The sequence below is a fragment of the Caballeronia sp. ATUFL_F2_KS9A genome (assembly GCF_023630765.1).
Classification (GTDB): domain Bacteria; phylum Pseudomonadota; class Gammaproteobacteria; order Burkholderiales; family Burkholderiaceae; genus Caballeronia; species Caballeronia zhejiangensis.
Genome location: NZ_JALQEK010000039.1, coordinates 12,363 through 37,185 on the forward strand (window position 1 = coordinate 12,363; position 24,823 = coordinate 37,185).

Annotated in this window: 22 protein-coding genes; 10 read left to right on the forward strand and 12 right to left on the reverse strand. The window is 62.4% G+C overall.

Translation table 11 applies throughout. From position 1 onward, the window contains the following. The first annotated feature begins 9 nt into the window (after positions 1-9). The 8 genes from mtnK (at position 10) to NCS67_RS25145 (ending at position 9,138) form a co-directional block, all read left to right on the forward strand. The gene (gene mtnK / locus NCS67_RS25105) at positions 10-1,275 is read left to right on the forward strand and encodes an S-methyl-5-thioribose kinase (protein WP_250437082.1); all 1,266 of its coding nucleotides are present in this window, start codon (positions 10-12) and stop codon (positions 1,273-1,275) included. 11 nt (positions 1,276-1,286) lie between these two features. Next, positions 1,287-2,366 (forward strand): S-methyl-5-thioribose-1-phosphate isomerase, encoded by a 1,080-nt coding sequence (gene mtnA / locus NCS67_RS25110; protein ID WP_250437083.1) that lies wholly within the window; start codon positions 1,287-1,289, stop codon positions 2,364-2,366. Next, positions 2,363-3,034: an L-fuculose-phosphate aldolase gene (locus NCS67_RS25115; protein WP_250437085.1), complete on the forward strand. Its 672-nt coding sequence runs from the start codon at positions 2,363-2,365 to the stop codon at positions 3,032-3,034. The genes mtnA and NCS67_RS25115 overlap by 4 nt, the downstream gene beginning before the upstream one ends. 74 nt (positions 3,035-3,108) lie before the next feature. After that, a complete protein-coding gene (locus NCS67_RS25125) occupies positions 3,109-4,224 on the forward strand; it encodes a sugar ABC transporter substrate-binding protein (protein WP_008347464.1) in 1,116 nt (371 codons plus the stop codon). A 20-nt stretch (positions 4,225-4,244) separates the two neighbouring features. After that, positions 4,245-5,780, forward strand: coding sequence for a sugar ABC transporter ATP-binding protein (locus tag NCS67_RS25130; protein WP_250437087.1), 1,536 nt, complete (start codon positions 4,245-4,247; stop codon positions 5,778-5,780). After that, positions 5,777-6,778 (forward strand): ABC transporter permease, encoded by a 1,002-nt coding sequence (locus tag NCS67_RS25135; RefSeq protein WP_175983266.1) that lies wholly within the window; start codon positions 5,777-5,779, stop codon positions 6,776-6,778. Before NCS67_RS25130 ends, NCS67_RS25135 begins: the two co-directional genes overlap by 4 nt. Positions 6,779-7,488: 710 nt before the next feature. After that, positions 7,489-8,499: a dihydroxyacetone kinase subunit DhaK gene (locus NCS67_RS25140; protein WP_008347470.1), complete on the forward strand. Its 1,011-nt coding sequence runs from the start codon at positions 7,489-7,491 to the stop codon at positions 8,497-8,499. A gap of 12 nt (positions 8,500-8,511) precedes the next feature. After that, positions 8,512-9,138 carry a DAK2 domain-containing protein gene (locus tag NCS67_RS25145; protein ID WP_250437090.1) on the forward strand — a complete coding sequence of 209 codons (627 nt, stop codon included), beginning with the start codon at positions 8,512-8,514 and terminating at the stop codon, positions 9,136-9,138. An 8-nt stretch (positions 9,139-9,146) separates the two neighbouring features. Here the strand turns inward: NCS67_RS25145 and NCS67_RS25150 are convergent, their stop codons facing one another. Beyond that, on the reverse strand, positions 9,147-10,034 hold the full coding sequence (locus tag NCS67_RS25150) for a DUF7164 domain-containing protein (RefSeq protein WP_250437091.1): 888 nt from the start codon (positions 10,032-10,034) through the stop codon (positions 9,147-9,149). A gap of 230 nt (positions 10,035-10,264) precedes the next feature. Between NCS67_RS25150 and NCS67_RS25155 the strand changes: the two genes are divergently transcribed. After that, on the forward strand, positions 10,265-10,708 hold the full coding sequence (locus NCS67_RS25155; RefSeq protein WP_250437092.1) for a hypothetical protein: 444 nt from the start codon (positions 10,265-10,267) through the stop codon (positions 10,706-10,708). Positions 10,709-10,886: 178 nt separating this feature from the next. Here NCS67_RS25155 and proP read toward each other — a convergent pair whose 3' ends face one another. After that, the gene (gene proP / locus NCS67_RS25160) at positions 10,887-12,359 is read right to left on the reverse strand and encodes a glycine betaine/L-proline transporter ProP (protein WP_008347474.1); all 1,473 of its coding nucleotides are present in this window, start codon (positions 12,357-12,359) and stop codon (positions 10,887-10,889) included. Between the two features lie 423 nt (positions 12,360-12,782). Here proP and NCS67_RS25165 point away from each other — a divergent pair, with 423 nt between their 5' ends. Beyond that, positions 12,783-13,043, forward strand: coding sequence for a hypothetical protein (locus NCS67_RS25165; RefSeq protein ID WP_250437094.1), 261 nt, complete (start codon positions 12,783-12,785; stop codon positions 13,041-13,043). A gap of 4 nt (positions 13,044-13,047) precedes the next feature. Here the strand turns inward: NCS67_RS25165 and NCS67_RS25170 are convergent, their stop codons facing one another. The 10 genes from NCS67_RS25170 to NCS67_RS25215 all read right to left on the reverse strand — a co-directional run bounded on the left by NCS67_RS25170 (position 13,048) and on the right by NCS67_RS25215 (position 24,713). Continuing rightward, positions 13,048-14,655, reverse strand: a complete 1,608-nt coding sequence (locus tag NCS67_RS25170) for an ABC transporter substrate-binding protein (protein WP_250437095.1) — start codon at positions 14,653-14,655, stop codon at positions 13,048-13,050. A gap of 85 nt (positions 14,656-14,740) precedes the next feature. After that, on the reverse strand, positions 14,741-16,378 hold the full coding sequence (locus NCS67_RS25175) for an AMP-binding protein (RefSeq protein WP_250437096.1): 1,638 nt from the start codon (positions 16,376-16,378) through the stop codon (positions 14,741-14,743). 12 nt (positions 16,379-16,390) lie between these two features. Further along, the gene (locus NCS67_RS25180) at positions 16,391-16,786 is read right to left on the reverse strand and encodes a RidA family protein (RefSeq protein WP_008347482.1); all 396 of its coding nucleotides are present in this window, start codon (positions 16,784-16,786) and stop codon (positions 16,391-16,393) included. Next, a complete protein-coding gene (locus tag NCS67_RS25185; protein ID WP_008347484.1) occupies positions 16,783-17,232 on the reverse strand; it encodes an acyl-CoA thioesterase in 450 nt (149 codons plus the stop codon). Before NCS67_RS25185 ends, NCS67_RS25180 begins: the two co-directional genes overlap by 4 nt. Then, the gene (locus NCS67_RS25190; RefSeq protein ID WP_008347485.1) at positions 17,229-18,410 is read right to left on the reverse strand and encodes an acyl-CoA dehydrogenase family protein; all 1,182 of its coding nucleotides are present in this window, start codon (positions 18,408-18,410) and stop codon (positions 17,229-17,231) included. The genes NCS67_RS25185 and NCS67_RS25190 overlap by 4 nt, the downstream gene beginning before the upstream one ends. Then, positions 18,411-19,262, reverse strand: coding sequence for an enoyl-CoA hydratase family protein (locus NCS67_RS25195; RefSeq protein WP_250437097.1), 852 nt, complete (start codon positions 19,260-19,262; stop codon positions 18,411-18,413). A 10-nt stretch (positions 19,263-19,272) separates the two neighbouring features. Then, positions 19,273-19,833, reverse strand: coding sequence for a MarR family winged helix-turn-helix transcriptional regulator (locus NCS67_RS25200; protein ID WP_250437098.1), 561 nt, complete (start codon positions 19,831-19,833; stop codon positions 19,273-19,275). Next, on the reverse strand, positions 19,830-20,591 hold the full coding sequence (locus NCS67_RS25205; protein ID WP_250437099.1) for an SDR family NAD(P)-dependent oxidoreductase: 762 nt from the start codon (positions 20,589-20,591) through the stop codon (positions 19,830-19,832). Before NCS67_RS25205 ends, NCS67_RS25200 begins: the two co-directional genes overlap by 4 nt. Positions 20,592-20,593: 2 nt before the next feature. Next, positions 20,594-22,978, reverse strand: a complete 2,385-nt coding sequence (locus NCS67_RS25210; protein ID WP_250437100.1) for a bifunctional salicylyl-CoA 5-hydroxylase/oxidoreductase — start codon at positions 22,976-22,978, stop codon at positions 20,594-20,596. Positions 22,979-23,084: 106 nt separating this feature from the next. Next, complete coding sequence (locus NCS67_RS25215) at positions 23,085-24,713, reverse strand: FGGY-family carbohydrate kinase (protein ID WP_250437103.1); 1,629 nt, start codon at positions 24,711-24,713, stop codon at positions 23,085-23,087. Between the last annotated feature and the right edge of the window lie 110 nt (positions 24,714-24,823).

Sequence of the window (24,823 nt, forward strand, 5' to 3'; positions counted from 1 at the left end):
GAGACACCGATGGAGTTTGAAGCTTTCACCGCGCAGGAACTCGCTGCCTATCTCGGCGGCGTGCCCGACGTGCGCGCGTTGCTGGGCGAGCCCGACGATCTCGAAGTCGTCGAAGTCGGCGATGGCAATCTGAACTATGTGTACTTCGTGACCAACGCGAAGACGCCGCAGCGCAGTGTCGTCGTCAAGCAGGCGCCGCCGTTCCTGCGGCTCGTCGGCAAGACGTGGCCGCTTTCGTGTCAGCGCATGGAGCATGAAGTCGCGGCGTTGCGGCGCTTCGGCGCGCTGTGTCCGCAGCATGTGCCGAAGGTTTATCACGCCGACAGCAAGCGCTTTCTGATGGTGATGCAGCATCTCGCGTCGCATCGCATTCTGCGTCAAGGTCTGATGGATGGCACGACGTATCCGCGTCTCGCGAATCATCTGTCGAGCTATCTCGCGCATACGCTGTTCTACGGCTCAGATCTCTTTCTCGCGCCCGATATCAAGAAGCAGGCCGCGAGCGCCGCGGTCAACGCGGAGCTATGCAAGATCACCGAGGATCTCGTCTTCACGTATCCGTTCGAGGATCATCCGTCGAACATGTATAGCCCCGCCTTGCCGAAGGCCGCGATCGAAAGGTTGCGAACGCACGAGCCTTTGCGCATCGCGGCCGCCGACATGAAGTGGGCGTTCATGAATCACGCCGAGACCTTGCTGCATGGCGATCTGCATACCGGCTCGATCATGGTCAACGAAGACGAAACCTTCGTGATCGATCCGGAGTTCGCGTTCTATGGACCGATGGGCTTCGACGTCGGCGCGCTCATCGCGAATCTGCTGCTCGCATATTTCTCGCGCGACTGGCACGGCCGCATCGACGGACGCGATCCCGTCGCGTATCAGGAATGGCTGCTCGAACAGATGACGCGCATCTGGACCGGCTTCAGCGCGCAGTTTCTCGAACTGTGGCGCGATCACGAGAGCCGCAGCAAGCGGCGCTTCATCGGCGGGGAAGCGGAAAGCCGCGCGCTCAGCGCGTATCGCGCGCATTTCATGCGGCGTTTGCTCGCGGATACGCTGGGCTTCGCGGGCTGCAAGATGATTCGCCGCATCGTCGGCATGGCGAAGGTGGCGGAGATCACGCGCATTCCGGATGCCGAGGCGCGCGCGCGTATCGAAGTGCGTTGCCTGCGTTGCGCGGAAGCGTTGCTCGTTGGACGCGCAACGTTCGGCGATATCGAACAGGTTGCGGTGCTCGCGCGCGAAATTCAACGCGACACCGCGACGATGTGACAGGAGACTTCATGGCTTCGCAGCCCTTGTTCAGCACGCTTCCCCCGACGATCGAATGGCGCGACGGCGATCTGCTGCTGCTCGATCAGACGCGTCTGCCGCATGAGATCGTCGTGGAGAACATCGCCGACGTGAAAGCGGTATGGCGCGCCATCCGCGAGTTGCGCGTGCGCGGGGCGCCGGCTATCGGCGTGGCGGCGGCGTACGGGCTTTGCATCGCGATGCGTGATTCGACGACGCTTCCCGTCGCGCTGTATCGCGCGGAGCTGGAACGTCATGCGAACTGGCTCGAAACGGCGCGGCCTACCGCGGTGAACCTGAGCTGGGGCGTGCGGCGCATGCTGCGTCACGCACGCGATATCGACGCGAAAGATAGCGCGACGCTTCACGCGGCGCTCGTCGAAGAAGCGAAGCGAATCCACGATGAAGATCGCGCGCTGTGCGAAGGCATTGGCGAGCATGGCATGCCGTTGATACGGGAAGGCATCGGCGTGCTCACGCACTGCAATGCGGGCGCGCTCGCGACGACGGGCATCGGCACGGCCACCGCGCCGATCTATGCGGCGCGTCGCGCGGGCCTCGCGTTCAAGGTCTACGCCGATGAAACGCGTCCGCTTCTGCAAGGCGCGCGGCTTACCGCGTTCGAACTGCAGCAGGCGGGCGTCGACGTCACGCTCATCATGGATAGCGCGGCCGCATCGATCATGTCGCAAGGGCTCGTCGATCTCGTGATCGTCGGGACGGATCGCGTCGCGGCGAACGGCGATTTCGCCAACAAGATCGGCACGCTCGGACTTGCCATCGCTGCGAATCACTACGGCATTCCGTTCTATGTCGCGTGTCCTTCATCGACGCTCGATCTGCAAACGGCAAGCGGATCGCGCATCGAAATCGAAGAGCGCGACGCCGAGGAAATCACGCATCTCGCCGGACGACGCATCGCGCCCGATGCGATGCAGGCGCGCAATCCCGCGTTCGACGTGACGCCGCATGCGCTCGTCAGCGGCTTCATCACGGAACGCGGCATCGTGCGCGCGCCGTTCGAGCGCTCGTTGCGCACGCTGTTCGACGCAGAGGGGAACGCCGCATGATCGCGGCCGATGAAAGCGCGTTGCGCCGCGCGATCGTCGATACGTCGCTCGAAATGGAGCGGCTCGGCATCAATCAGGGCACATCGGGCAATGTGAGCGCGCGGTATCGCGATGGCTTTCTTGTCACGCCGAGCGGCGTGTCGGCGCGCGAGCTCGACGAGCAACAGATCGTGTGGCTGCCGCTCGACGTTACCGACGATGCCGACATTCTTCGCATCGCACGGCCGTCGTCGGAATGGCGCATTCATCGCGACATCCTGCGCGCGCGTGGCGATATTCATGCGGTCGTGCATACGCATTCGATCGCCGCGACCGCGCTCGCCATTCATGGCCGCGACATTCCCGCGCTGCATTACATGGTCGCGGCGGCGGGCGGCAAGTCGATACGTTGCGCGCCTTATGCGATCTTCGGCAGCCAGGCATTGTCGGATCACGCGCTTGCCGCGCTCGACGAGCGTCGCGCATGTCTGCTCGCGCATCATGGCGTGATCGCGCTCGGCACCGATCTCTCGCGCGCCGTGTGGCTCGCGCATGAAGTGGAAGTGCTCGCGAAGCAATATCTGCTGGCGTTGCAGATCGGCGCACCGCCTTTGCTTTCCGATCAACAGATGGAAGAAGTGCTGGAGAAGTTCAAGACATACGGCAAGCGCAATACGGAGGATCGCTGATACGCGCGTGACGGGAAGCGATGCCTCATCGCAAGAACAAATCGCATTGAACAACTCGTACAACGGAGACAGTCATGGCCTGGAGCTCGGCAAGATTCGACAGTTGGGGAACGTTCGGCAAATCCACGGGCGCGGCGTTGCTCTGCGCGGCGGCCGCGTTGAGCGGATGCTCGAAGAGCGACAACTCGTCGTCGACAAGCAGCACCAACGCGGCATCGGGCGCGAACGCGGCGGCTAGCGCGCCGGCGAGTGCGCCGGCCGCAACCTCGGCGGGCGGCAAGACGAAGATCGGCTTTTCGATCGCGACTTTGAACAACGCGTTCTTCGTCGGATTGAAGGCGGGCGTGGAGCGCGGCGCGAAGGATCAGGGCTTCGAGCTCGTGCAGACCAACGCGAACGGCGACGCGCAGCAGCAGGTCAACGATGCGATCAATCTGCTGAGTCAGGGCGTGACGGCGCTCGTGCTGAATCCGATCGATTCGAAGGCGATCATTCCCGCTGTCGAGAAAGCCAACTCGATGAACATACCCGTCTTCACGCTCGATCGCGGCTCGGACGGCGGCAAGGTCACGTCCTTCGTTGCATCGGATAACGTCGCGCTCGGGCAGACGGGAGCGAAGTGGATCGCCGAGCAACTGAAGAAGCGCTATGGCGAAGAGAAGGGCAACGTGGTCGACCTGATCGGTCTTGTCGGCACGACCGCCGCGACGGATCGCGAAAAGGGCTTCAGCGAAGAGATCGCGAAGTATCCGAACATCAAGGTCGTCGCGCGTCAGGAAGGCGCGTTCGACCAGGAGAAGTCGCTCAACGCGATGACGAGCATCCTGCAGAAGTTCCCGCAGATCGATGCGGTGTTCGGCGCCAACGATGACAACACGGTGGGCGCGGAAAAGGCCATCGACAATGCGGGCCGCTACAAGCCGCTGGGCGACAAGGAGCACATTCTCGTGATCGGCGCGGACGGCACCGCGCAGGCGCTGTCCGCGATTCGCGCGGGCAAGCAGGATGCGACGATCTCGCAGAACCCGATCCAGATGGCGGCGAAGTCGCTGCAGTTCATCGCGGATTACAACGCGAAGAAGGACGTGCCCGCGAACTATGCGTGGCCGACGATGCTCATCGACAAGTCGAACATCGATTCGGACGAAGTGAAGAAGTACGGCCTGTGGTCCGAGGAAGTGAAGCAGTAAGGCCAACCGGAACGCGCGACATGACAGTCGAAACGGCAGCACTCGGGCACACGGCTTCGCACGCGGCGAAGCCGTTGTTGCGCATGCAGGGCATCGTCAAGAGCTTCCCCGGCGTGAAGGCGCTGCGTGGCGTAAGCCTGGAGTTGCAGGCGGGTCACGTGATGGCGATCGTCGGCGAGAACGGGGCGGGCAAGTCGTCGCTCGTGAAGGTGTTGTCGGGCGCATATGAACCCGACGAAGGCACGATCGAGATCGACGGCATGCCGCTCGCGCGTGGCACGAATGCGGCAATCGATGCGGGCGTGGCCGTCATTTATCAGGAGCTTTCGCTCATCAACGACATGACGGTCGCGGAAAATCTGTTCCTCGGCCGCATGCCTTCGCGCAACGGCTTCGTGATGATGCGCGAGGCGAACACGATGGCGCGCGAAGCGCTCGCGCGCGTCGGCCTCGACAACGTGCCGCCCTGGATGCGGCTCGGCGATCTGCCGTTGAACAAGCGGCAACTCGTCGAAGTGGCGAAGGCGATTGCACGCGATGCGCGCATCCTCGTGATGGACGAACCGACTGCCGCGCTGCAAAGCCACGACATCGAGAATCTGTATGCGGTCGTGCGCCGCTTGCGCGCGGAAGGCATGGGCATCATCTTCATCTCGCATCATCTGGAGGAGGTGTTCGAGCTTGCGGATTCCGCTGTCGTGATGCGCGATGGCGCGACCGTCGGCGCGCGCCCGATGTCCGCATGGACCGAAGCCGATCTCGTGCAGGCGATGGTCGCGCGCAATCTCGAATCGTTCTATCCGTGGGAGCCGCGCGAGTATGGTCCGGTCGTGCTCGAAGTGCGCAATCTCGCGAGCGCGCCGCTTCTGCGCAATGCGAGCTTCACGGTGCGCGCGGGCGAGATCGTCGGCATTGCGGGCATCGCGGGTGCGGGGCGCACCGAGCTGCTGAAGACGATCTTCGGCGCGTTGCCGGTGACGAGCGGCGAGATCCTCGTCAAGGGGAAGAAGGTCAGCAATCATTCGCCGACGCAAGGCGTGCGTCATGGGCTTGTCTATACGTCGGAGGATCGCAAGCTCGAAGGGCTGGTGCTGGAGGCGAATATCGAAGAGAACGTCGCGTTGTCGAGCCTCAAGGCGCTGGCGAGCGGCGGCTTCGTGAGCCGCGCGAAGAAGCGCAGGCTCGCGCAGGAAGCGAGTGCGCGCTTCGGCGTGCGTGCGTCTTCGGTGTTGCAGATCACGGGAACGCTTTCGGGCGGCAATCAGCAGAAGGTGATTATTGGCCGCGCGACGGCGACGAGTCCGGTCGTCATCATGCTCGATGAACCGACGCGCGGCATCGACGTGGGCGCGAAGTCGGAGATCTACGCGCACATGGTGACGATGGCGCGCGCGGGCGCGGCGGTCGTCATGGTGAGTTCGGAGTTGCCGGAGTTGCTGGGCATGTCGGATCGCGTGCTGGTGATGTATCGCGGCAGCATCGTGACCGAGATCGCGCGCGACAAGGCGGATTCGGAAACGGTCATTCAGTGGGCAACGACAGGAGCAGGCGCATGACCTCCACGGCAGCCGATCGTTCGGATACGGAGGCGCTGTCGCGCCGTGTGATCCGTCAGTTGAGGAGCGGCATCGGACCTTTGTTCGCGGCGCTCGTCATCATCTGTATTGCGTTGTCGATTGCATCGCCCGAGTTTCTTACGACGAGCACGCTGACCAACATCATGGTGCAGGTGTCTGTCGTCGGCATCGCGGCGGTGGGCGGGACGTTCGTCATCATCACGTCCGGCATCGATCTTTCTGTCGGATCGCTCGTTGCGTTGAGCGGGATGGTCGCGGCGACCGTCATGGCGGGGTCGAGTCCGGGCGCGGTCGGATTGGGCGTTGCGGGGTTGTGCGTGGCGCTCGCGGTGGGCGCGTTCGCGGGCGCGCTGAATGGGCTCGTGATTTCGTGGCTGAGGCTCGTGCCGTTCATCGTCACGCTTGCCGCGATGGCCATGGCGCGTGGCCTGACGCTCGCCATTTCCGATGGCCGCACCAAGTTCGATTTTCCTGACGCGTTCACGATGTTCGGTGCGAAGACCGTTGCTGGCTTGCCTATGCCGATGGTCGTGATGCTCGTCGTGTTCGTCGTCGGACATGTGTTGCTGCGCAAGACGACGTTCGGGCATCAGGTGTTCGCCGTCGGCGGGAATCAGGAAGCGGCGCGGCTTGCAGGGATTCCGGTTCGACGTGTGGTGTTCTTCACTTACATGCTTGCCGGTGCGACGGCGGCGATTGCAGGCATCGTGCTTGCCGGGCGGTTGAATTCCGCTTTGCCTTCGGCGGCTAATGGGCTGGAGTTGCAGGTTATCGCGGCTATTGTGATTGGGGGGACTTCGCTGGCGGGCGGGCGTGGGTCCATCGTCGGGACTTTTATCGGTGTCGTGCTGATTGGGGTCATCAATGTTGGGCTCTCTCTTCTTGGGGTGAATCCGTTCTGGACGCAGTTCATTCAAGGCGGTGTCATCTTTGCTGCGGTCTTGCTCGATGCGCTTAGTCAGCGGAGGAAGGTTTGATGGTTTCTGCTTTTTATCGCCGGATCCCGCTGTCGTGTCGGTCTATTAGCGTTGCCCCTGTGCGGGGCGGCAGTCACTTTCTTTGCTGCTGCAAAGAAAGTAACCAAAGAAAGCAGCTCGTCACCGCCCGCGGTCACACGCAATTTGGGTAGTTCTCTCGTCCACGGCGGCACTCGCCTAAAGAGTGCCCTCATAGGCCCCATCCGGCTTGGCTCGCGCACGGTCTGCCGCCCAATAACTTCGAGCGCGCCGGTTCAGCACGAAACAGCTCCGGCACAGCGCTACGCGCTGCCGCCGGGTATGCAAGGGAAACCAAAGGGCGGCGATTGCAGTGAGATGGAGACGTTAGCAGAGAAGCACATGCACTCCCGATTGACCGGTCGGCCGCGAAGCGGGCCGGAGCTATTTGGTGCTGAACCCGTTTGGCGTGTGGTGCGATGAGACAGACCGTGCGCGAGCCAAGTCCGATGGGGCCTATGAGGGCACTCTTTAGGCAGCCCACGAAGGACGAGAGGACGACCCAAATTGCGTGTGACCGCGGGCGTATCAGTAGCTGCTTTCTTTGCTTACTTTCTTTGCAGCAGCAAAGAAAGTGAGTGCCGCCCCGCACAGGGGCAGTGCTAATAGACCGACACGAAATCAGGCTTCCACACAAACGCAAGCGAACAGAACAGAACCGAACCGAACCGAAACAAGGAGCAAACAAAGAGATGAAGAAGATCATCAACAACCCTGAAGCCTTCGTCGATGAAATCATCGAATCCCTGCTGATAGCGCATCCAAAATGGATCAAACCCGCGACAGAAGACAAACGCGCACTCGTCCGCGCTGACGCCCCGACGCAAGGCCGCGTAGGTATCGTCACCGGCGGTGGCTCGGGCCACATGCCCGGCTTCCTCGGCTACGTAGGCGAGGGCCTATGCGCCGGCGTGGCAGTAGGCAACGTCTTCTCATCGCCATCATCGGAACAGATATTCGAAGCGACGAAAGCAGTCAACGGCGATGCAGGCGTGCTCTACGTCTACGGCAACTACGGCGGCGACGTGCTCAACTTCGATCTCGCCGCGGACCTCGCGGAAGCCGAAGGCATCGACATCAAAACGGTCGTGCTGACCGACGATGTCGCCTCCGCACCGAAAGACCGCGCCGCCGACCGACGCGGCGTCGCCGGCATGGTCTTCGCATTCAAATGCGCTGGCGCCGCAGCAGAACGCGGCGATTCGCTCGACGACGTCGCGCGCATCTGCGCCAAGGCCAACGCGAATTGCCGCACGATGGGCGTCGGCCTCTCGCCGACCATCCTGCCCGCCGCAGGCAAACCGACGTTCACGCTGCCCGAAGGCGAGATGGAAATCGGCATCGGCATACACGGCGAACCCGGCACGCATCGCGGCAAGCTCGAATCCGCCGATGCCATCGCCGAGCGCATCACGAAGCAGATCGTCGGCGATCTCGCCGCGCCGAAAGGCTCGCGCGTCGCGTTGCTCGTCAACGGCCTCGGCGCGACGCCGCTCGAAGAGCTCTATCTGCTGTACCGGCATTCGGCGAAACTCATCGCCGATGAAGGGCTGAAAATCGCGCGCTCGTATGTCGGCGAATACGTGACGAGTCTCGAGATGGCGGGCGCATCGATCACGATCATGCTGCTCGACGACGAACTCGAGGCGCTGCTCGAAGCGCCCGCGCGTTCGCCGTTCTTCCGCGACGGCACCGAATCCTGAAAGGAGCGTGCAATGAGTGTGACGAGCAAGGAACTGCGGGATATCCTCACGCGCGCGCTGAACGCGCTTCCCGCACACGCCGATGAACTGCGCGATCTCGACGCGGCGCTCGGCGATGGCGATCTCGGCATCACGGTGCAGGCGGGATCGACGGCAGTCGTGAAAGCGTTGAACGCATTGCCCGACGAGGCGACGTTGAACGACATCATGCTGGCCGCGGCCAAGGCATTCTCGACGGCGAATCCGTCGACGTTCGCGGCGCTCGTCGGCGGCGGATTGATCGCAGCGGCGAAGACGGTGAAGGACAAGGACGCGATCGGCCGCGACGATGCGCTTTCGATCGGTCAGGCGGTGGCGGCGCGCATCATCGAACGCGGCAAGAGTCAGGTCGGCGACAAGACCGTGCTCGATGCGCTCGTGCCGAGTCTCGATGTGCTGGCCGCATCGCAAGGCAGCGCGACGGACACGCTCGATGCCATGGTCGCCAAGGCACGCGAGCAGGTCAGCGCGACTGCCACGATGCAGTCGAAGAAGGGCCGCGCTGCATGGGTGCAGGAGCGCAGCATCGGGCACGCGGATCCCGGTGCGACGGCTTATGTCAGGTTTCTAGAGGCGTTGAGAGATGCGGTCGGGGGATGAATGCCGCCCTAGCGTGATAACGTTCGTGCCGCGGCCTTAACTTCGTCTAATGTAGCCGCGGCGAGCCAATGACAATAGCCACCCAAGGTTGTTCGATCAATGTGCCCCAGTTCGATCGTTCCATATTTTCCCGCTCGAAAGTCGTGCTTCGACCAATAACAGTCCGTGTGCCACGCGTGAATGTGCAGGACATCGCTTGCAATTTTTCGATCTCCCGAGGTGAAGTGATCAAGTAAGCCAAGCGAACAGCGTTGCGGATACGTGAGGCGCAGGGCAAGTTCGCCAGCGTACATGGTCAAAACCTGCTTGCTCCAGCCCGGCCACTCGCCCGTAAAGTCGGCGAACTCTTCTTGCAGAAGACGTTCGCAATTTTCCATCTGAGAAGCCAAAAAGTTCAGCACCATTTCCGTAGGGCCGAGAACCGACGCGCCCACGTTGTGCGTGCCGTTATGCGGGAACCCCCATCGCTCACTGCATTCGGCTAGTTTTCGACGGACCGACTCCGAATAAGCATATGCGCCGAATCCGAGGCAAAGACCTGATGGCTCAAACTCGACTAACGCAGAAGTCACAAACGTGTCGCAATCTGTTTTGAGGATGTATTCGTACTCACGACAGAGGTCGAATACAGCGGGGCTGACTAGATTTGCTACCGAATTGATGAACTTATAGTCCGACCACGCGGCATGCTCGTCCGCGAAGGGTAGCGCGGTGATGTATCGAATTCGATCGTTTGAAGGAAGTTTCTTCAGGGCGTCAGGGTGGCAGACGGCGATGAGATCACACGTCGCAGTTGCACCCGAGAAGATCAAGCTTTTGTACAGCCACGAGAATTCCTCGAGCATTGTGGCAGCATTGTCTACGTAGACGAGTATGCCGGTGCGGTGGTTTTTCACGTATTTCCCCTGCCATAAATATTACGGATGCCGAAGTGTACCATTCGTGATCTGACCGCCGCATGAAAGCTTGACATCGATCATTCTTGTTTCGTTACTCTTCTCCTTTTGTAAAAAACTCATTCGCAACAATCGACGCCGTGCGAATCGATATCTAAGCTTACTCGCGTCTGTCGTCTTGTTGAGGCGGACGCTCAATATGCACATCTAGATACACAAGGATAATAACCATGTCTTGCATTTTCTTTGTCGGTCTGCGCGACGATGAAATGGTTGAGTATGATTCGACTTTCAACGTTTGGAACGGTCGTTGGGGCCTCAACAACCAAGGCGGTGACCCAGTCACGATCGACGCAAACGATGGTGCTATCGCCATAAAGACAAAGGGTTTGTACCGCGTCTCCGGCCTGATCACTGGAATCGCGGCTCCATCGACAGGCGATAACGACCTGGTTCGCGTGTATATCAACCTCCCGCCGGATCAATTGGAGCGAGATCCAAGCTATCCGGATCCTTATTACTTCGGATCGCAAACGAAGAACGTCGGCGGAAGAACGACGCTGCCTTTCTCGGGTCATCTCGTCTTGACGACCTGGCCCAAGTTCACGTTCTACGTCAGCAAGAACTTCAGATCGCTTTCGACGAACCTATTGTTCGAATACGTTCAGCAATGATTGCATGAACCTGACGCGTCCTATACGAATGTTTCATCGAAAGACAACCGGTAGGATTGCAATGATTCATTGACCGCGCTGAAACCCCCCGCCCCCAAGGCATCATTTGGGGGCTCTACGTCTCTACCGGCGCGCTCCAATCAGGTGAAAACGGGCTGCGTCCTCGCGGCCAACGCCTTCACGCTCGCTTCCTCTGCACCACGACCTCACGCTCGCGCTTGCCCGCCGGCACCACCTTCAACTTCTTGCGCGTAAGAGCGAGCGCTTCGGCCTTCGTTGCGACGCACGGCCCTGAGCCGAGCAAAGGCTGACGCGCCGTCTCGCGCAACGCGAGCACGGACACCACGCCAATCACGGATGCCGCCATCAGGTAATACGCGGGCATCATCAGATTGCCGGTCGCATCGACGAGCCACGCCGTGACGAGCGGCGTCGTGCCGCCGAAGAGCGACACGGATACGTTGAAACCGATGGCGAGCGCGCCATAACGAATGCGCGTCGGAAAGAGCGCGGGCAGCGATGAAGGCATCACGCCGGTGAACGTCGATAGCAGCGCGCCGAGTATCAGCAAGCCGAGAAACACCGGAAGCATCGCGCCCGTTTGAACGAGCAGCAACGCGGGAATCGACAGCGCGAAAAGCCCGATGCAGCCGATTATCATCACCGGCTTGCGGCCGATGAGATCGGAGAGATGGCCCGCGAAGAGCGTCATCGGGATCATCAGCATCATCACGAGCAACACGAGAAACAGGCCGTGCGTTTCATCGAAGTGCAGCGTCGCCGAAAGAAAGCTCGGCAGATACGACAGCGCCATATAGTCGGTAACGTTGAAGATCAGCACGAGGCCGACGCATTGCATCATCGGCTTGAATTGCCGCGACAGCAGTTCGGCCAACGATTGTTTCGGTCGCGACCGTTCATGCGCCTCGCGCGTCTCGGCTTCCTTCTTGAACGCGGGCGTCTCTTCGAGCTTCATGCGGATATACAAGCCGACCAGCCCGAGCGGACCCGCGATCATGAACGGCACGCGCCATCCCCATGAAAGCAGCGCGTCGTGCGGGAGCAGGGCGGTCAGCAACGCGACCGTGCCCGCGCCGAGGATATAGCCCGCGAGCGTGCCGACCTCCAGAAAGCTGCCATAGAAGCCGCGCCGCGCATCGGTCGAGAACTCAGCGATGAACGTCGCCGCGCCGCCGTATTCGCCGCCCGTCGAGAAGCCTTGCACGAGACGCGCGACGAGCAGGAGAACGGGCGCGAGAATGCCGATCGAGTGATAGCTCGGAATCAGGCCGATGCAGAACGTGCCGACGGCCATCATGATCATCGTCATTGCGAGCACGCGCTGGCGGCCGATCCTGTCGCCGAGCGGCCCGAAGACCATCCCGCCGACAGGACGCACGAGAAACGCAGCGGCGAACGTGCCGAAGGTCGCGATCAACTGCGCGGACGGACTGCTCGACGGAAAAAATACTTTCCCCAGCACGACGGCGATATAGCTATACACGCCAAAGTCGAACCATTCCATGGCGTTGCCGAGCGCCATCGCGCCGACGGCACGTTTCAGCAAGGCATGGTCGACTACCGTGATATCGCCCAGCGTGAGATGCGGCGACGTTTTGCTTCGGGCGTTGCGCTCGTGCGAGAGGCTCAATTGTCTCACTCCTGATTTCGCGGCGAACGCGAGGGACTGCGTTGCGTTCGCGCGGAAGGCCGCCGATGGGGCGCGGGGCCCTCGGCACGATGAATGATCAGAGTGTGCGGGTCGCGGCGCGTGCATGCCTTCGCTCACGCGTCCTTGAATCGGCAGAAAACGACACTCGCATCATTGCAATGTCGGATTGCATCGCACACGCGACGCGCAAGCGTTGGCCTCGGTCCGACAGGAGCGCCTTGACGCGATCATCGCTCAACGCGCCAATCCCTTTACACGCAACGCTCACGGCGATTCAGCGCGTCATTGGCACGAGCCATGCATTTGATGAAGCGGGCGCGATGCCGTCGGCACGATGATTTCATTCCGGGAACCGTGTCGACGGATCGCGCCTCTTTTTATCGACGGATTCACGGGGTTGCCATGAAAGCGAAGACCATCGCCGTTCTTCTCGCCGCGAGCGCGGCGTCGTCGGCCGTGCCTGCGTTCGCGCACGATTGCGGCGCGGCGAACATGCAGTGCGAAAGCGCGGTGAAGCATGTATCGCACAAGGAGAACAGCGCGCGGGTGGTTCATGGGATGCGCGCGAAGAGCACCGGACACGAAATGCCCGACGCTGCCAAGACGCCGCCAATCGAACACGAGCAGCACGACAGCATCGATGCGTGGTATCGCGGTGGCTGATCGCTCAATCGAACGTGATGCCGTCGAAACGATGTCCGCCGAGCGGACTGATCAGATAGCCATGCACGCGTTTCGATATCGGCTGGAAGATGTTGGCGTGCGCGAGCGGCGTGTACGGCACCTGATCCTTGAACACCACTTGCGCTTCTTCATAGAGCTTCGTGCGCGCGTTCTGATCGGTGACGAGACGCGCTTTCGCGAGCAGATCGTCGAACTGCCTGTTGCACCACTTCGCCATGTTGCTGCCGTGAACCGCGTCGCAACCGAGCGTCGTGCCGAGCCAGTTGTCTGGATCGCCGTTGTCGCCGAGCCAGCCGTAAAGAATCGCGTCGTGCTCGCCGTTCGTCTTCGCGCGCTTGTTGTACTCGGCCCATTCGTAAGTGACGATGTTCGCCTTCACGCCGATCTTCGCCCAGTCCGATTGAATCAGTTGCGCCATCAGACGCGCGTTCGGGTTATAGCCGCGCTGCACCGGCATCGCCCATAGCGTGATCGTGAAGCCGTTTGCAAAGCCCGCTTCCTTCAGCAGTTCCTTCGCCTTCGCGGGGTCGCGCGGTGCGTCCTTCAGCGCCTTGTTATACGACCATTGCGACGGCGGCATCGGATTCGTCGCGATGGTCGCTGCGCCTTCGTAGACCGTCTTGATGATCGCCTGCTTGTCGATCGCCATGTCGAGCGCGCGGCGCACGTTCACGTTATCGAGCGGCTTGTGCGTCGTGTTGTAGCCCACATACGCGACGTTGAAGCCGACGCCCGACAGCACCGTGAGCTTCGGATCCTGCTTCGCTGCGGCAATGTCGGCGGGACGCGGAAACGACGTCACCTGGCATTCTCCGCTCGATAGCTTCTGCTGACGCACGGCGGCATCGGGCGTGATCGAGAAAACCAGCTTGTCGATATGCACGTCCTTGCGGTTCCAGTAAGTCGGATTGGCGTCGTAGCGGATCGTCGCGTCCTTCTGATAGTCGCGGAACGCGAACGCGCCCGTGCCCACTGGCTTCTGATTGAGGTCTTCCGGCTTGCCCTGCTTCAGCAGTTGCGCGGCATATTCCGCCGATACGATCGATGCGAACTCCATCGCGATGTTGCGCACGAACACGACATCAGGCGTCTTCAACGTGAAGCGCACGGTGTAGTCGTCGAGCTTGTCGACGGATGCAATGTTCTTGTCGTAGCCGAGATCGGTCAGATACGGGAAGCTGACGGGATGCGCCTTCTGAAACGGCTCGTTCGGATCGATCATGCGCTTGAACGTGAATACGACATCGTCCGCGTCGAAGTCGCGCGTCGGCTTGAACCAGGCGGTCGACTGAAACTTCACGCCGCGCCGAAGATGAAACGTGAAGGTCTTCGCATCCGCGGACTCATCCCACTTCTCGGCGAGACCCGGCACGAGATCGAGCGTGCCGCGCTTGAATTCGACGAGCTGATCGTAGACCGCATGCGCGCCCGCATCGAAGTCGGTGCTCGTCGTGTATTGCGCGGAATCGAAACCGGCGGGGCTGCCTTCGGAACAGAACACGAGCGTCTTGTTCGCCGCCGATGCGGCTTGCGACGTCAATGCGAATGCGGCAAAGAGGGAAACGGCAAGGAGTCGATGCGTCAGAACCATTTTTCTTGTTTGCTCGGAAGAGTGGGCAAGCCGCCTCGCGGCGGGCGTGAGCCATACTCTACCAAGCAAACGTTTTTCGAGCTTGCTACATCGAGCGCAACGCGAAGCGCTTGAGCTTGCCCGTCTCGGTGCGCGGCAACGCCGTTAGAAACGTCACGATGCGCGGATACTTGTAAGGCGCGACAATGCGCTTGACGAACGCCTGCAATTCAGCGATGAGCGCATCGTCGCCGGTGAAACCGGGATTGAGCACGACGAACGCCTTTACCGCTTGCCCGCGCGTTTCATCGGGCACGCCGATCACGCCGCATTCCGCCACCGCTTCATGCTGCATCAGCACGCTTTCCACTTCCGGCCCGGAGATGTTGTAGCCCGCCGATACGATCATGTCGTCGGCGCGCGCCTGATAGAACACGTAACCGTCATCATCGATCACGACGGAATCGCCGGGCAAGTTCCAGCCGTCGCGCACGAATTTCGACTGACGTTCATCGGCGAGATAGCGGCAACCCGTCGGGCCGCGCACCGCGAGCTTGCCGATGGTTCCGGGCGGCACCGGCTGCATCGCATCGTCGACGGCCTGCACGATATAGCCCGGCACCGCGCGTCCGATCGCGTGCTCGCGCACGTCCGCACCCGCCGACGAAACGAAGATATGGATCATCTCCGTGCCGCCGATGCCGTCGATCATTTCGATGCCGCTCGCTTCGCGCCATGACGCGCGCGTGGAATCGGGCAACGCTTCGCCCGCCGACACGGTCTTCTTCAGGCTCGACACATCGAAGCCTTCGATGAGCGGCGCCATCTGCCGATAGAACGTCGGCGCAGTGAACATGATCGTCGCGCGAAAGCGCTGCACGGTTTGCAGGAGCGTTTCGGGCGTGAGCTTTTCGAGCAGGATCGTCGACGCGCCCACGCGCAATGGAAAGCACAGCAGGCCGCCGAGGCCGAACGTGAACGCGAGCGGCGGCGTGCCGCAGAACACATCGTCGGCCGTGGGCTTCAGGATGTGTCGCGGGAACAGATCGCACATCGCAAGGACGTCGCGATGAAAGTGCATGCAGCCTTTCGGCGCGCCGGTCGTGCCGCTCGTGAATGCGATGAGGCACACGTCGTCGGCGGCAGTGTCGCAGGCATCGAAATGGTCGGGCTTGCTTCGAGCCAGCGATTCGAGCGACGCGGGTGCATCGTCGTGAAACGTCAGCACCTGCGCGAGCGCTTCGCAATGGAAGTCGTCGCCTTTCGTCGTGCAGCGCTGCAGTTCTTCCATGAGACGCACATCGCATAGCGCCGCCGATATCCGCGCCTTCTCGATGATCTGCTTCAGTTCTTTCGCGCGCAGCAGCGGCATCGTCGGCACGACGACGAGACCGGCCTTCAGCGCCGCGAAGAACGCGACGGCCATCTGCAACGTATTCGGCCCGCGCAACAACACGCGATTGCCCGGACGCAAACCCATTTCATCGACGAGCACATGCGCGCTGCGATTCACGAGCGTGCGCAACTCGCGATACGTCGTTGCGTGCGGCTCGCCGTTCGCATCGGACCAGATTGCCGTGCGATCGCCATGTCCGCTTTCGATCGCGCGATCCAGCAATTCGGTCGCGCAATTCACGCGCGCCGGATAAGCGACGTCCGCATTGTCGAGCATGAGCACCGGCCATTGTTCCTGCGGCGGCAGATGATCGCGCGCGAAAGTATCGATGTGTGCCGAGCGTTCCATCGTGTCCTCCGCTTAGTCGGGGATAACAGCCGTGGCTTCGATCTCCACCAGCGCATCGTCTTCGATGAGCGCGACGACTTGCACCGCACTCATCGCGATGTCGTAATCGCCGATCAGCTCGCGGAATGCCGCGCCGATTTCCTTCGCCGCCGCGAGATACGCGCGCTTGTCGGTCACGTACCACGTCATGCGAACGAGATGCTCCGGCTTGCCGCCCGCTTCGCGCAGCACGGCCACGATATTGCGCAGCGCCTGCGCGGCCTGAGCGCCGAATGCGTTGCTGACGAAGCGCGCCTCTTCGTCCCAGCCGATCTGCCCCGCGATGAACACCTGCGTGCCGCGCACCGCGACGCCGTTCGCGTAACCGCGCGGCTTGATCCAGTCCGAAGGCTGAAGGGTCTTTTTCATGAGCGTGATTCCTCTTGAAGTGCGCGGCTCGTGCCCGGCGCGAACCGTTCGATCGCGAGGGCGATGTCGCCGGGAATGGCGATCGAGCGGCCATCGTCGAGCGATGTCGTCACGAGGACCTGCTTCGCGCGAAAGCGCACTTCGCCGTCGCAATGACAGACGATGTCGATGCGGATCGAGCGCTGTCCGACGGAATCGACCGCGAGCGACAGCGTCACCGTTTCGCCCATGCGGCTCGGTCGCGAGAACTCGCAATTGAGCTTGACGATGGGAAGTCCGACGCGGCGCCGCGAGATCATGTGCGCGTAGTCGATGCCGAGCGCATCGTCGAACCAGTCTTCGACGAGCATGTTCGTCATCACCAGGTATTGCGGAAAGTACACGATGCCCGCCGGATCGCAGTGCGCGAAGCGGATTCGCATCGGCATGTCGAAGCGTTGTGTCATCGTTGATGTGCTCCGTGCGCCTTGAGCAAGTCGCGTCCGACGATCAACTGCTGCACTTCCGTCGCGCCTTCATAGATGCGCAGCGCGCGTATCTCGCGATACAGCGATTCGACCGCCGTACCGCTCTTCACGCCGAGGCCGCCCCACAACTGCACGGCTGCATCGATGACCTGTTGCGCGCCTTCGCTCGCGTGCCATTTCGCCATCGCGGCTTCGCGCGTCACGCTCTCGCCCTGATCGCGCAGCCACGCGGCGCGATACACGAGCAGCGCGCTCGTGTCGATGGTCAACGCCATCTGCGCGAGCTTCGCCTGCGTGAGCTGAAAGTCGCCGAGCGTCTGGCCGAACATCTTGCGCGATGCGGCGCGTTCGAGCCCTTCCTGCATCGCGTGACGCGCGAAGCCGAGCGATGCCGCCGCCACCGACGTGCGGAAGATATCGAGCGTGCGCATCGCGATCTTGAAGCCTTCGCCCGCGGCGCCCAGCATCTGACTGCGCGGCACGCGCGCGTTCTCGAAGTGCAGGCGCGCGAGCGGATGCGGCGCGATCACGTCGATGCGTTCGGCGATCTGCAAGCCGGGCGTATCCGCATCGACGATGAACGCGCTGATGCCGCGCGAGCCCGGCGCTTCGCCTGTGCGCGCGAACACGACATGGAAGTCCGCGATGCCGCCGTTCGATATCCACGTCTTGTCGCCGTTCAGCACGTAGGCGTCGCCATCGGCGCGCGCATCGAGCGACATCGCCGCGACATCCGATCCCGCTTCCGGTTCCGACAACGCGAACGCCGCCAATGCAGTGCCGTTCGCGACGCGCGGCAAATAGCGCTCTTTCTGCGCATCGGTGCCGGCGAGCGATATGGCGCCCGAGCCGAGCCCTTGCATCGCGAAGGCGAAGTCCGCGAGGCCGTCGTGTTTCGCGAGCGTTTCGCGCAGCAGGCACACGGCGCGCGTGTCGATCGTATCGTTCGATGCGCCGTATCGGGTGCCGCCGATGCAATGCCTGAGCCATCCGGCATCGCCGAGCATGCGCACGAGGCGCTTGCAGGCCGCGTCGGTATCGGCGTGATCGACATGCTTCAGATGCTCGTTCGCCCATGCATCGGCATCGCGTGCGAGTTCGCGATGTCTCTCATCGAAGAAGGGCCATGCGAGCGCGCTGTGTGGATCGGCGTTCATTCAGTCTCCTTCGAACACGGGACGCGTCTTCCCCGCGAACGCGCGATAGGCGCGCTCGAAATCGCGCGTGCTCATGCAGATGGCTTGCGCCTGCGCTTCCGATTCGATCGCTTCGTCGATGCTCATCCTCCATTCCTGATGCAGCATCTTCTTCGTGATGCCGTGCGCGAAGGTCGGCCCGGCGACGAGTTCGGACGCGAGCTTCGCGGCTTCGTCGAGCAAGGTTTCGGGTGCGCAAAGGCGGTTGTAGAAGCCCCAGTGATAGCCTTCGTCGCCGCTTGCCGAGCGGCCCGTGAAGAGCAATTCGGCAGCGCGTCCCTGACCGATGATGCGCGGCAGAATCGAACAGGCGCCCATGTCGCAGCCCGCGAGACCGACGCGCGCAAAGAGAAATGCGAGCTTGCTGCGCGCGGTGCCGAGACGCATGTCGGACGCCATCGCGAGGATCGCGCCCGCGCCCGCGCAGACGCCATCGACGGCGGCTATGATCGGCTGCGGGCAATGACGCATCGCCTTGACGAGATCGCCCGTCATGCGAGTGAAGAGCAATAGCTCGGGCATCGGTAGATCGATCAGCGGTGCGATGATTTCATGCACGTCGCCGCCGGAGCAGAAGTTGTCGCCCGCGCCGTGGATCACGACGGCTTTCACATCGGTCGCATAGGCGAGTTGCCGAAACAGATCGCGCAACTCCGCATACGATCCGAACGTCAGCGGGTTCTTGCGTTCGGGCCGGTTCAGCATGATCGTCGCGACATCGTTCGTGACGGACCATCCGAAGTGCGTCGCGCGATAGTCCGCGAGCGTTACGCGATTGCCGGCGAGAAGCGCATCGGCGCTCGATGAGCTCATCTGTGTCTCCTTAGTCCTTCAGCGTCTTCATCAGATGCTGCTTTAGCTTGCCGAGCCGCTGATGCGTCTGCGATTTTTCGTTCAGTTCGAGACCGCCGAACATTTCGACGACCCATTGCTCATGCGCGGTCGCCATCTTGTCGAACGCGGCGCGGCCTTGCGGCGTGAGACGCACGCTCGTCGAACGGCGATCGTTCGGATCGGCATAACGCGATACCAGTCCTTCTTTTTCGAGCTGATCCGTGATGCCCGTCACATTGCCGCCGGTGACCATCATGCGGCGCGATAGCTCGGTCATCTTCAGGCCCTCGGGATGACGTTCGAGTTGGGCCATCAGGTCGAAGCGCGGCAACGTCGTATCGAACTCGGTGCGCAGGCGCTTGCGCAGTTCGGCTTGCACGAGGTTCGTCGTGGTCAGCATGCGCAGCCATAAGCGCAGTCCCATGTGGCTGTCGGCGCCGGTGCTCATCTCGAGATCGACGACGTTGTCCGCCGGTTTCTCCACGCCCTTGCGCGGCGCTTTCTGCTCGGTTGCGGCGTTCGTCTTCTTGTTGCCTGCGATGTTGCTCACGTTACTTCTCCACCTGATACGGATATCGACTGGCCGTTCATCGCATCGGAACCGGGCGCGCACAGCCATAGCACGGCGTTGGCGACTTCTTCCGGCTGCACGAAACGGCGTTGCGGGTTGTTGCGCACGAGCGCATCGCGTGCGTGCTGTTCGCTGCGCGCGGTCTTCGACATGATCTGATCGAGCGATGCGCGCAGCAGCTCGGTTTCGGTATAACCGGGGCATACCGCGTTGACGGTTATGCCCTTCGTCGCGACTTCGAGAGCGAGCGCGCGCGTGAGACCGATGACGCCATGCTTCGCCGCGCAATACGCCGCGACATACGCATAACCGATTTGTCCCGCCGTGCTCGCGACATTCACGATGCGGCCAAAGCCACGCTCCAGCATCGACGGCAACACGGCGCGCGTGCAGAAGAACACGCCGGTGAGATTGACGTCGATCATGCGTTGCCACAGTGCCGCATCGGTTTGCGTGAAAGGCGCGGCTTGCGCGTGGCCTGCGTTGTTCACGAGGATATCGGCCGGACCGGCGCGCGAGAAGGCTTCGGCGACGGCGGCTTCATTCGTCACATCGACGCGTATGCACGCGACGTCGGCGTAATCGCGCATCGCGTCGCGTTGCGCTTCGAGGCGCGCGAGATCGCGGCCCATCAGCGTGATGCGTGCGCCGGCATGCGCGAGCGCCTCTGCGCACGATGCGCCGATGCCGCTGCCACCGCCTGTCACGACCGCGTGTTTGTCGGCGAGAGTCGTCATGATCAGACCGTTCCTTCAGCGCGTTGCGCGCGTTCTTGCGGCGTGAGGCGCGCATTGTCGGCGGCCAGTGCGCGCTCGCGTTCGAGATTGCGTTCCAGTTGCGATTTGGCGGCCGCGTACTGCTTCGGCCACGCGATATCGAAGTAGCCGATCTTCGCGGCCTCGTTCAATGTCCACGATGGATTCGCGAGATGCGGGCGCGCCACCGCGCACAAGTCCGCACGTCCCGCGGCGATGATGCTGTTCACGTGATCTGCTTCCGAGATCGCGCCGACCGCGATGGTCGCGATACCCGCTTCATTGCGTATGCGATCCGCGAACGGCGTCTGGAACATGCGCCCGAACACAGGCTTCTCCTGCTTGCTGACTTGCCCTGAAGAGACGTCGATCATGTCCGCGCCGGCGGCCTTGAATGCGCGCGCGATCTCGACGGCGTCGTCGGGCGTCGTCCCGCCATCGACCCAATCGTGCGCGGAAATGCGAACGGACATCGGCTTGTCTTGCGGCCACACGGCGCGCATCGCCTTGAATACTTCGAGCGGATAACGCAGGCGATTTTCGAGCGAGCCGCCGTATTCGTCAGTGCGATGATTCGTCAGCGGCGAGAGAAAGCTCGACAGAAAGTAGCCATGCGCGCAGTGCAGTTCGAGCCAGTCGAAGCCTGCAAGCGCGGCCATTTCCGTGGCGCGCACGAACTGCGTTTCGATCTCGCGCAATTCGTCGTGCGATGCCTCGCGCGACCATTGGCTCACGCCTTGCAGATACTGTTGTGGCGATGCGGAAACCAGCGGCCAGTTGCCATCGGGAAGCGGTTGATCGATGCCTTCCCAGCTCACGCGCGTCGATGCCTTCGCGCCCGCATGGCCGAGCTGCATGCCGATCTTCGCATCCGATTGCGCATGCACGAAATCGACGATGCGCTTCCACGCCGCGAGATGCTCCGGCGCATACATGCCCGGACATCCCGGCGTGATGCGCGCTTCGGGCGACACGCAGGTCATCTCGGTCATCACGAGCGCGGCGCCGCCCATCGCGCGCGCGCCGAGATGCATCAGGTGATAGTCGCCCGCGATGCCATCGACGGCGGAATACTGCGCCATCGGCGAAACGACCACGCGATTCTTCAGCGTGACGCCGCGCAATGTGAACGGCGTGAACATCGGCGGAACGGATCGTTGCCGCGCGTTGCGCTCGATGCCCGCACGCGCGGCCAGCCAGTCTTCGAATGAGGCGAGATATCCTGCATCGCGCTCGCGCAGGTTTTCATGCGAAATGCGCTGCGAGCGCGTGAGCAACGAGTATGCAAACTGCTCGGGCTCGAACGACGCGTATCGATCCACATGCTCGAACCACTCCGTCGAATTGCGCGCGGCATTCTGAATGCGCAATACATCGACGCTGCGTACTTGCGTGTAATGCGCGAGCGCGCCTTCGAGATCGCCGTTCTTCATCGCGAACGCAGTGTCGATGCTGTTCGCGAGTTCGATCGCATCTTCGAGCGCGAGCTTCGTCCCCGATCCGATCGAAAAATGCGCGGTATGCGCGGCATCGCCCATCAACACGACGGGCGTCCGTTTGCCGTTCGCGGATTCGCGCCAATGCACCCATTCGCGATTGACGACGCGCGGAAAGCGGATCCATTGCGCCGATCCGCGCAAGTGCGTGGCGTTCGAGATCAGCGCGTGGCCGTCGAGATGCTTCGCAAAAAGCTTTTCGCAGAACGCGATGCCGTCTTCCTTGCTCATGTCGGCGAGGCCGGCCGCACGCCATACGCGTTCGGGTGCCTCGACGATGAACGTCGACGTGTCTTCATCGAAGCGATAAGCATGCGCCTGAAACCAGCCCCATTCCGTTTTTTCGAACGCGAACGTGAATGCGTCGAAGCACTTGTGCGTGCCGAGCCACACGAAGCGGCAATCGCGCATGTCGATATCGGGCTGATACGTCGACGCGTATTTCTGCCGAATCGCGCTGTTCAATCCGTCGCTCGCGATGATGAGGTCGGCGTCGTAGTCCTCGTCGTTCGTGACTTGCGTTTCGAAGACGAGCTTCACGCCGAGGTCTTCGCAACGCGCTTGCAGGATATTCAGCAGACGTTTGCGGCCGATGCCGCAGAAGCCGTGACCCGACGAGCGCACGGTGCGCCCGCCGATGTGGACGTCGATGTCGTCCCAGTGATTGAAGGCGTCGAGAATGGCATCGGCGCTTGGCGGGTCCGCCGCGCGCAGGTTGCCGAGCGTCTGGTCGGAGAACACGACGCCCCAGCCGAACGTGTCGTAAGGACGGTTGCGTTCGACGACGGTGATGTCGTAAGCGGGATGGCGGCGCTTCATCAAAAGCGCGAAATACAGGCCCGCCGGACCTCCGCCGATGCAGACGATACGCATGCTTGCTCTCCGACTCGTGTCTTTCCTCGTGATAATTTAGGTTTGGATAATTTAGATGTCAAGTAAAAAGACGACGGAGCGCACCGCGCGTCCGTACTTTTCCCCGCTAGTCTTCGCGGATTTCCCGTGCGCAACGCTGCAAGCGGATGAATGCCCGATACCGCGCGTCGTGAAGGCGCGCGAGATCGCCCGTTGCCGGCGCGTAGGTTTTTTCGACGCGCGCCATGCCGCTCATCGCCGATCGAACGTCGCCGAACAGACCGCCCGCCACCGCGCCGAGCATCGCGGCGCCGAGCAGCACCGGCTCATCGACCTGCGTGGCCAGCACCGGCTTGCCGGTCGCATCGGCGAGCAGCTGCCGGACGAGATCGAGCCGGCCCGCGCCGCCGCTGATCATCACGCGCTCGATCGGCGCGCCGGCGTCCGCCTGCGCTTCGATGATCTGCCGCAGACCATAAGCGATGCTGCATACGCCGGCGACATACAGCGCGACCAGATTGTCGAGGCCGGCTTCCATGCCGAGACCGGCGATGACCGCGCGCGCGTGCGGATCGGCGAAGGGCGCGCGGTTGCCGAGAAACTCCGGGACGACGTGCAGGCCATCGGCGAGCTTCACCGCGTCCGACAGGCTGCCGGAGGCCTGAGCCGCCAAGCCGGCGAGCATGGCCGGCAGCGATTCGCCGCGCTCTTTCGCGCGAAGCGTGGCTTCGGCGGCGGCGGGCTGCATCGCGAGCAGGCGCTCGATCGCCGCGCCGGCGACCGATTGACCGCCTTCGTTGAGCCACGCCTGCGGCACCATCGCCGAGAAGTACGGGCCCCAGACGCCGGGCACGAAGACCGGCTCGGCGGTCGTCGTCATCGTGCATGACGACGTGCCGAACACATAGGCGAGGCACGACTCCGGATCGCCCTGTGCGCCCACGGTGCCGATGCCGCCCGCATGGGCATCGATCACGCCCGCGCCGACCGGCGTGCCCGCGATCAGCCCGAGTTCCGCGGCGGCGCGTTCGGTCAGCCCGTTGCCGAGCCGCGTGCCCGGTTCGACCACCTGCTGGCCGATGCGCGCGAAGCCCTCGTCCGCCAGCGCGCCGAGACCGATGGTCCGGAAATAGCTCTCGTCCCAGCGCCGTTCATGCGCGAGATAGGTCCACTTGCAGGTCACGGTGCAGACCGACCTCGACGTATCGCCGGTCGCGCGCCATGTCAGGAAGTCGGTGAGATCGAAGAATTGCCATGCGGCGTCGAAGACGCGCGGACGGTTTTCCAGAAGCCACAACAGCTTCGGCGTCTCCATTTCCGGTGAGATCCTGCCGCCGACGTATTTCAGCACCGCGTGGCCGGTCGCGTTGATGCGCTCCGCCTGCCCGATCGCGCGATGATCCATCCAGACGACGATGTCGCGTTCCGCCTGCTCCGACGGTCCCACGGGCAGCGGTTTGCCGCCATCGCCGAGCACGACGAGCGAGCAGGTTGCATCGAAGCTGATGCCCGCGACGGACTCCGGCGCGATTGCCGCCTGCGCGAGCGCCGCGTTCACAGCGTGGCAGACGGCGCTCCAGATTTCGCCGCTCGATTGCTCGACGATGCCGCCGCTTTCGTGAAACAGCGTGATGTCCTTTTTCGCCGATGCGGCCATGTTGCCGGCGGTATCGAAAATTCCGGCGCGTGCGCTGCCGGTGCCGACGTCGACGCCAACGACGTAGCGTTCGCCGGCGCTGCGGTTGCTTGCGTTCATCTCTCTGTCCGTGGTTCGGGATAGGGGCGTCGCAGATCGACGCTGTTCGGCAAACCTGCCGCCGAGTAGTATGCCCGAACCCCGAATTCCGAAGACGGCAACGCGAGGCG

What these genes read in the sequence shown, in the direction of transcription:
- mtnA (WP_250437083.1), top strand. Translation starts at nt 1,287, where the DNA reads ATGGCTTCGCAGCCCTTGTTCAGCACGCTTCCCCCGACGATCGAATGG.
- NCS67_RS25215 (WP_250437103.1), bottom strand. Translation starts at nt 24,713, where the DNA reads ATGAACGCAAGCAACCGCAGCGCCGGCGAACGCTACGTCGTTGGCGTC.
- NCS67_RS25195 (WP_250437097.1), bottom strand. Translation starts at nt 19,262, where the DNA reads ATGAGCTCATCGAGCGCCGATGCGCTTCTCGCCGGCAATCGCGTAACG.
- NCS67_RS25165 (WP_250437094.1), top strand. Translation starts at nt 12,783, where the DNA reads ATGAAAGCGAAGACCATCGCCGTTCTTCTCGCCGCGAGCGCGGCGTCG.
- NCS67_RS25145 (WP_250437090.1), top strand. Translation starts at nt 8,512, where the DNA reads ATGAGTGTGACGAGCAAGGAACTGCGGGATATCCTCACGCGCGCGCTG.
- NCS67_RS25170 (WP_250437095.1), bottom strand. Translation starts at nt 14,655, where the DNA reads ATGGTTCTGACGCATCGACTCCTTGCCGTTTCCCTCTTTGCCGCATTC.
- NCS67_RS25175 (WP_250437096.1), bottom strand. Translation starts at nt 16,378, where the DNA reads ATGGAACGCTCGGCACACATCGATACTTTCGCGCGCGATCATCTGCCG.
- NCS67_RS25130 (WP_250437087.1), top strand. Translation starts at nt 4,245, where the DNA reads ATGACAGTCGAAACGGCAGCACTCGGGCACACGGCTTCGCACGCGGCG.
- NCS67_RS25135 (WP_175983266.1), top strand. Translation starts at nt 5,777, where the DNA reads ATGACCTCCACGGCAGCCGATCGTTCGGATACGGAGGCGCTGTCGCGC.
- NCS67_RS25190 (WP_008347485.1), bottom strand. Translation starts at nt 18,410, where the DNA reads ATGAACGCCGATCCACACAGCGCGCTCGCATGGCCCTTCTTCGATGAG.
- mtnK (WP_250437082.1), top strand. Translation starts at nt 10, where the DNA reads ATGGAGTTTGAAGCTTTCACCGCGCAGGAACTCGCTGCCTATCTCGGC.
- NCS67_RS25155 (WP_250437092.1), top strand. Translation starts at nt 10,265, where the DNA reads ATGTCTTGCATTTTCTTTGTCGGTCTGCGCGACGATGAAATGGTTGAG.
- NCS67_RS25125 (WP_008347464.1), top strand. Translation starts at nt 3,109, where the DNA reads ATGGCCTGGAGCTCGGCAAGATTCGACAGTTGGGGAACGTTCGGCAAA.
- NCS67_RS25180 (WP_008347482.1), bottom strand. Translation starts at nt 16,786, where the DNA reads ATGAAAAAGACCCTTCAGCCTTCGGACTGGATCAAGCCGCGCGGTTAC.
- NCS67_RS25140 (WP_008347470.1), top strand. Translation starts at nt 7,489, where the DNA reads ATGAAGAAGATCATCAACAACCCTGAAGCCTTCGTCGATGAAATCATC.
- NCS67_RS25115 (WP_250437085.1), top strand. Translation starts at nt 2,363, where the DNA reads ATGATCGCGGCCGATGAAAGCGCGTTGCGCCGCGCGATCGTCGATACG.
- NCS67_RS25185 (WP_008347484.1), bottom strand. Translation starts at nt 17,232, where the DNA reads ATGACACAACGCTTCGACATGCCGATGCGAATCCGCTTCGCGCACTGC.
- NCS67_RS25205 (WP_250437099.1), bottom strand. Translation starts at nt 20,591, where the DNA reads ATGACGACTCTCGCCGACAAACACGCGGTCGTGACAGGCGGTGGCAGC.
- NCS67_RS25210 (WP_250437100.1), bottom strand. Translation starts at nt 22,978, where the DNA reads ATGCGTATCGTCTGCATCGGCGGAGGTCCGGCGGGCCTGTATTTCGCG.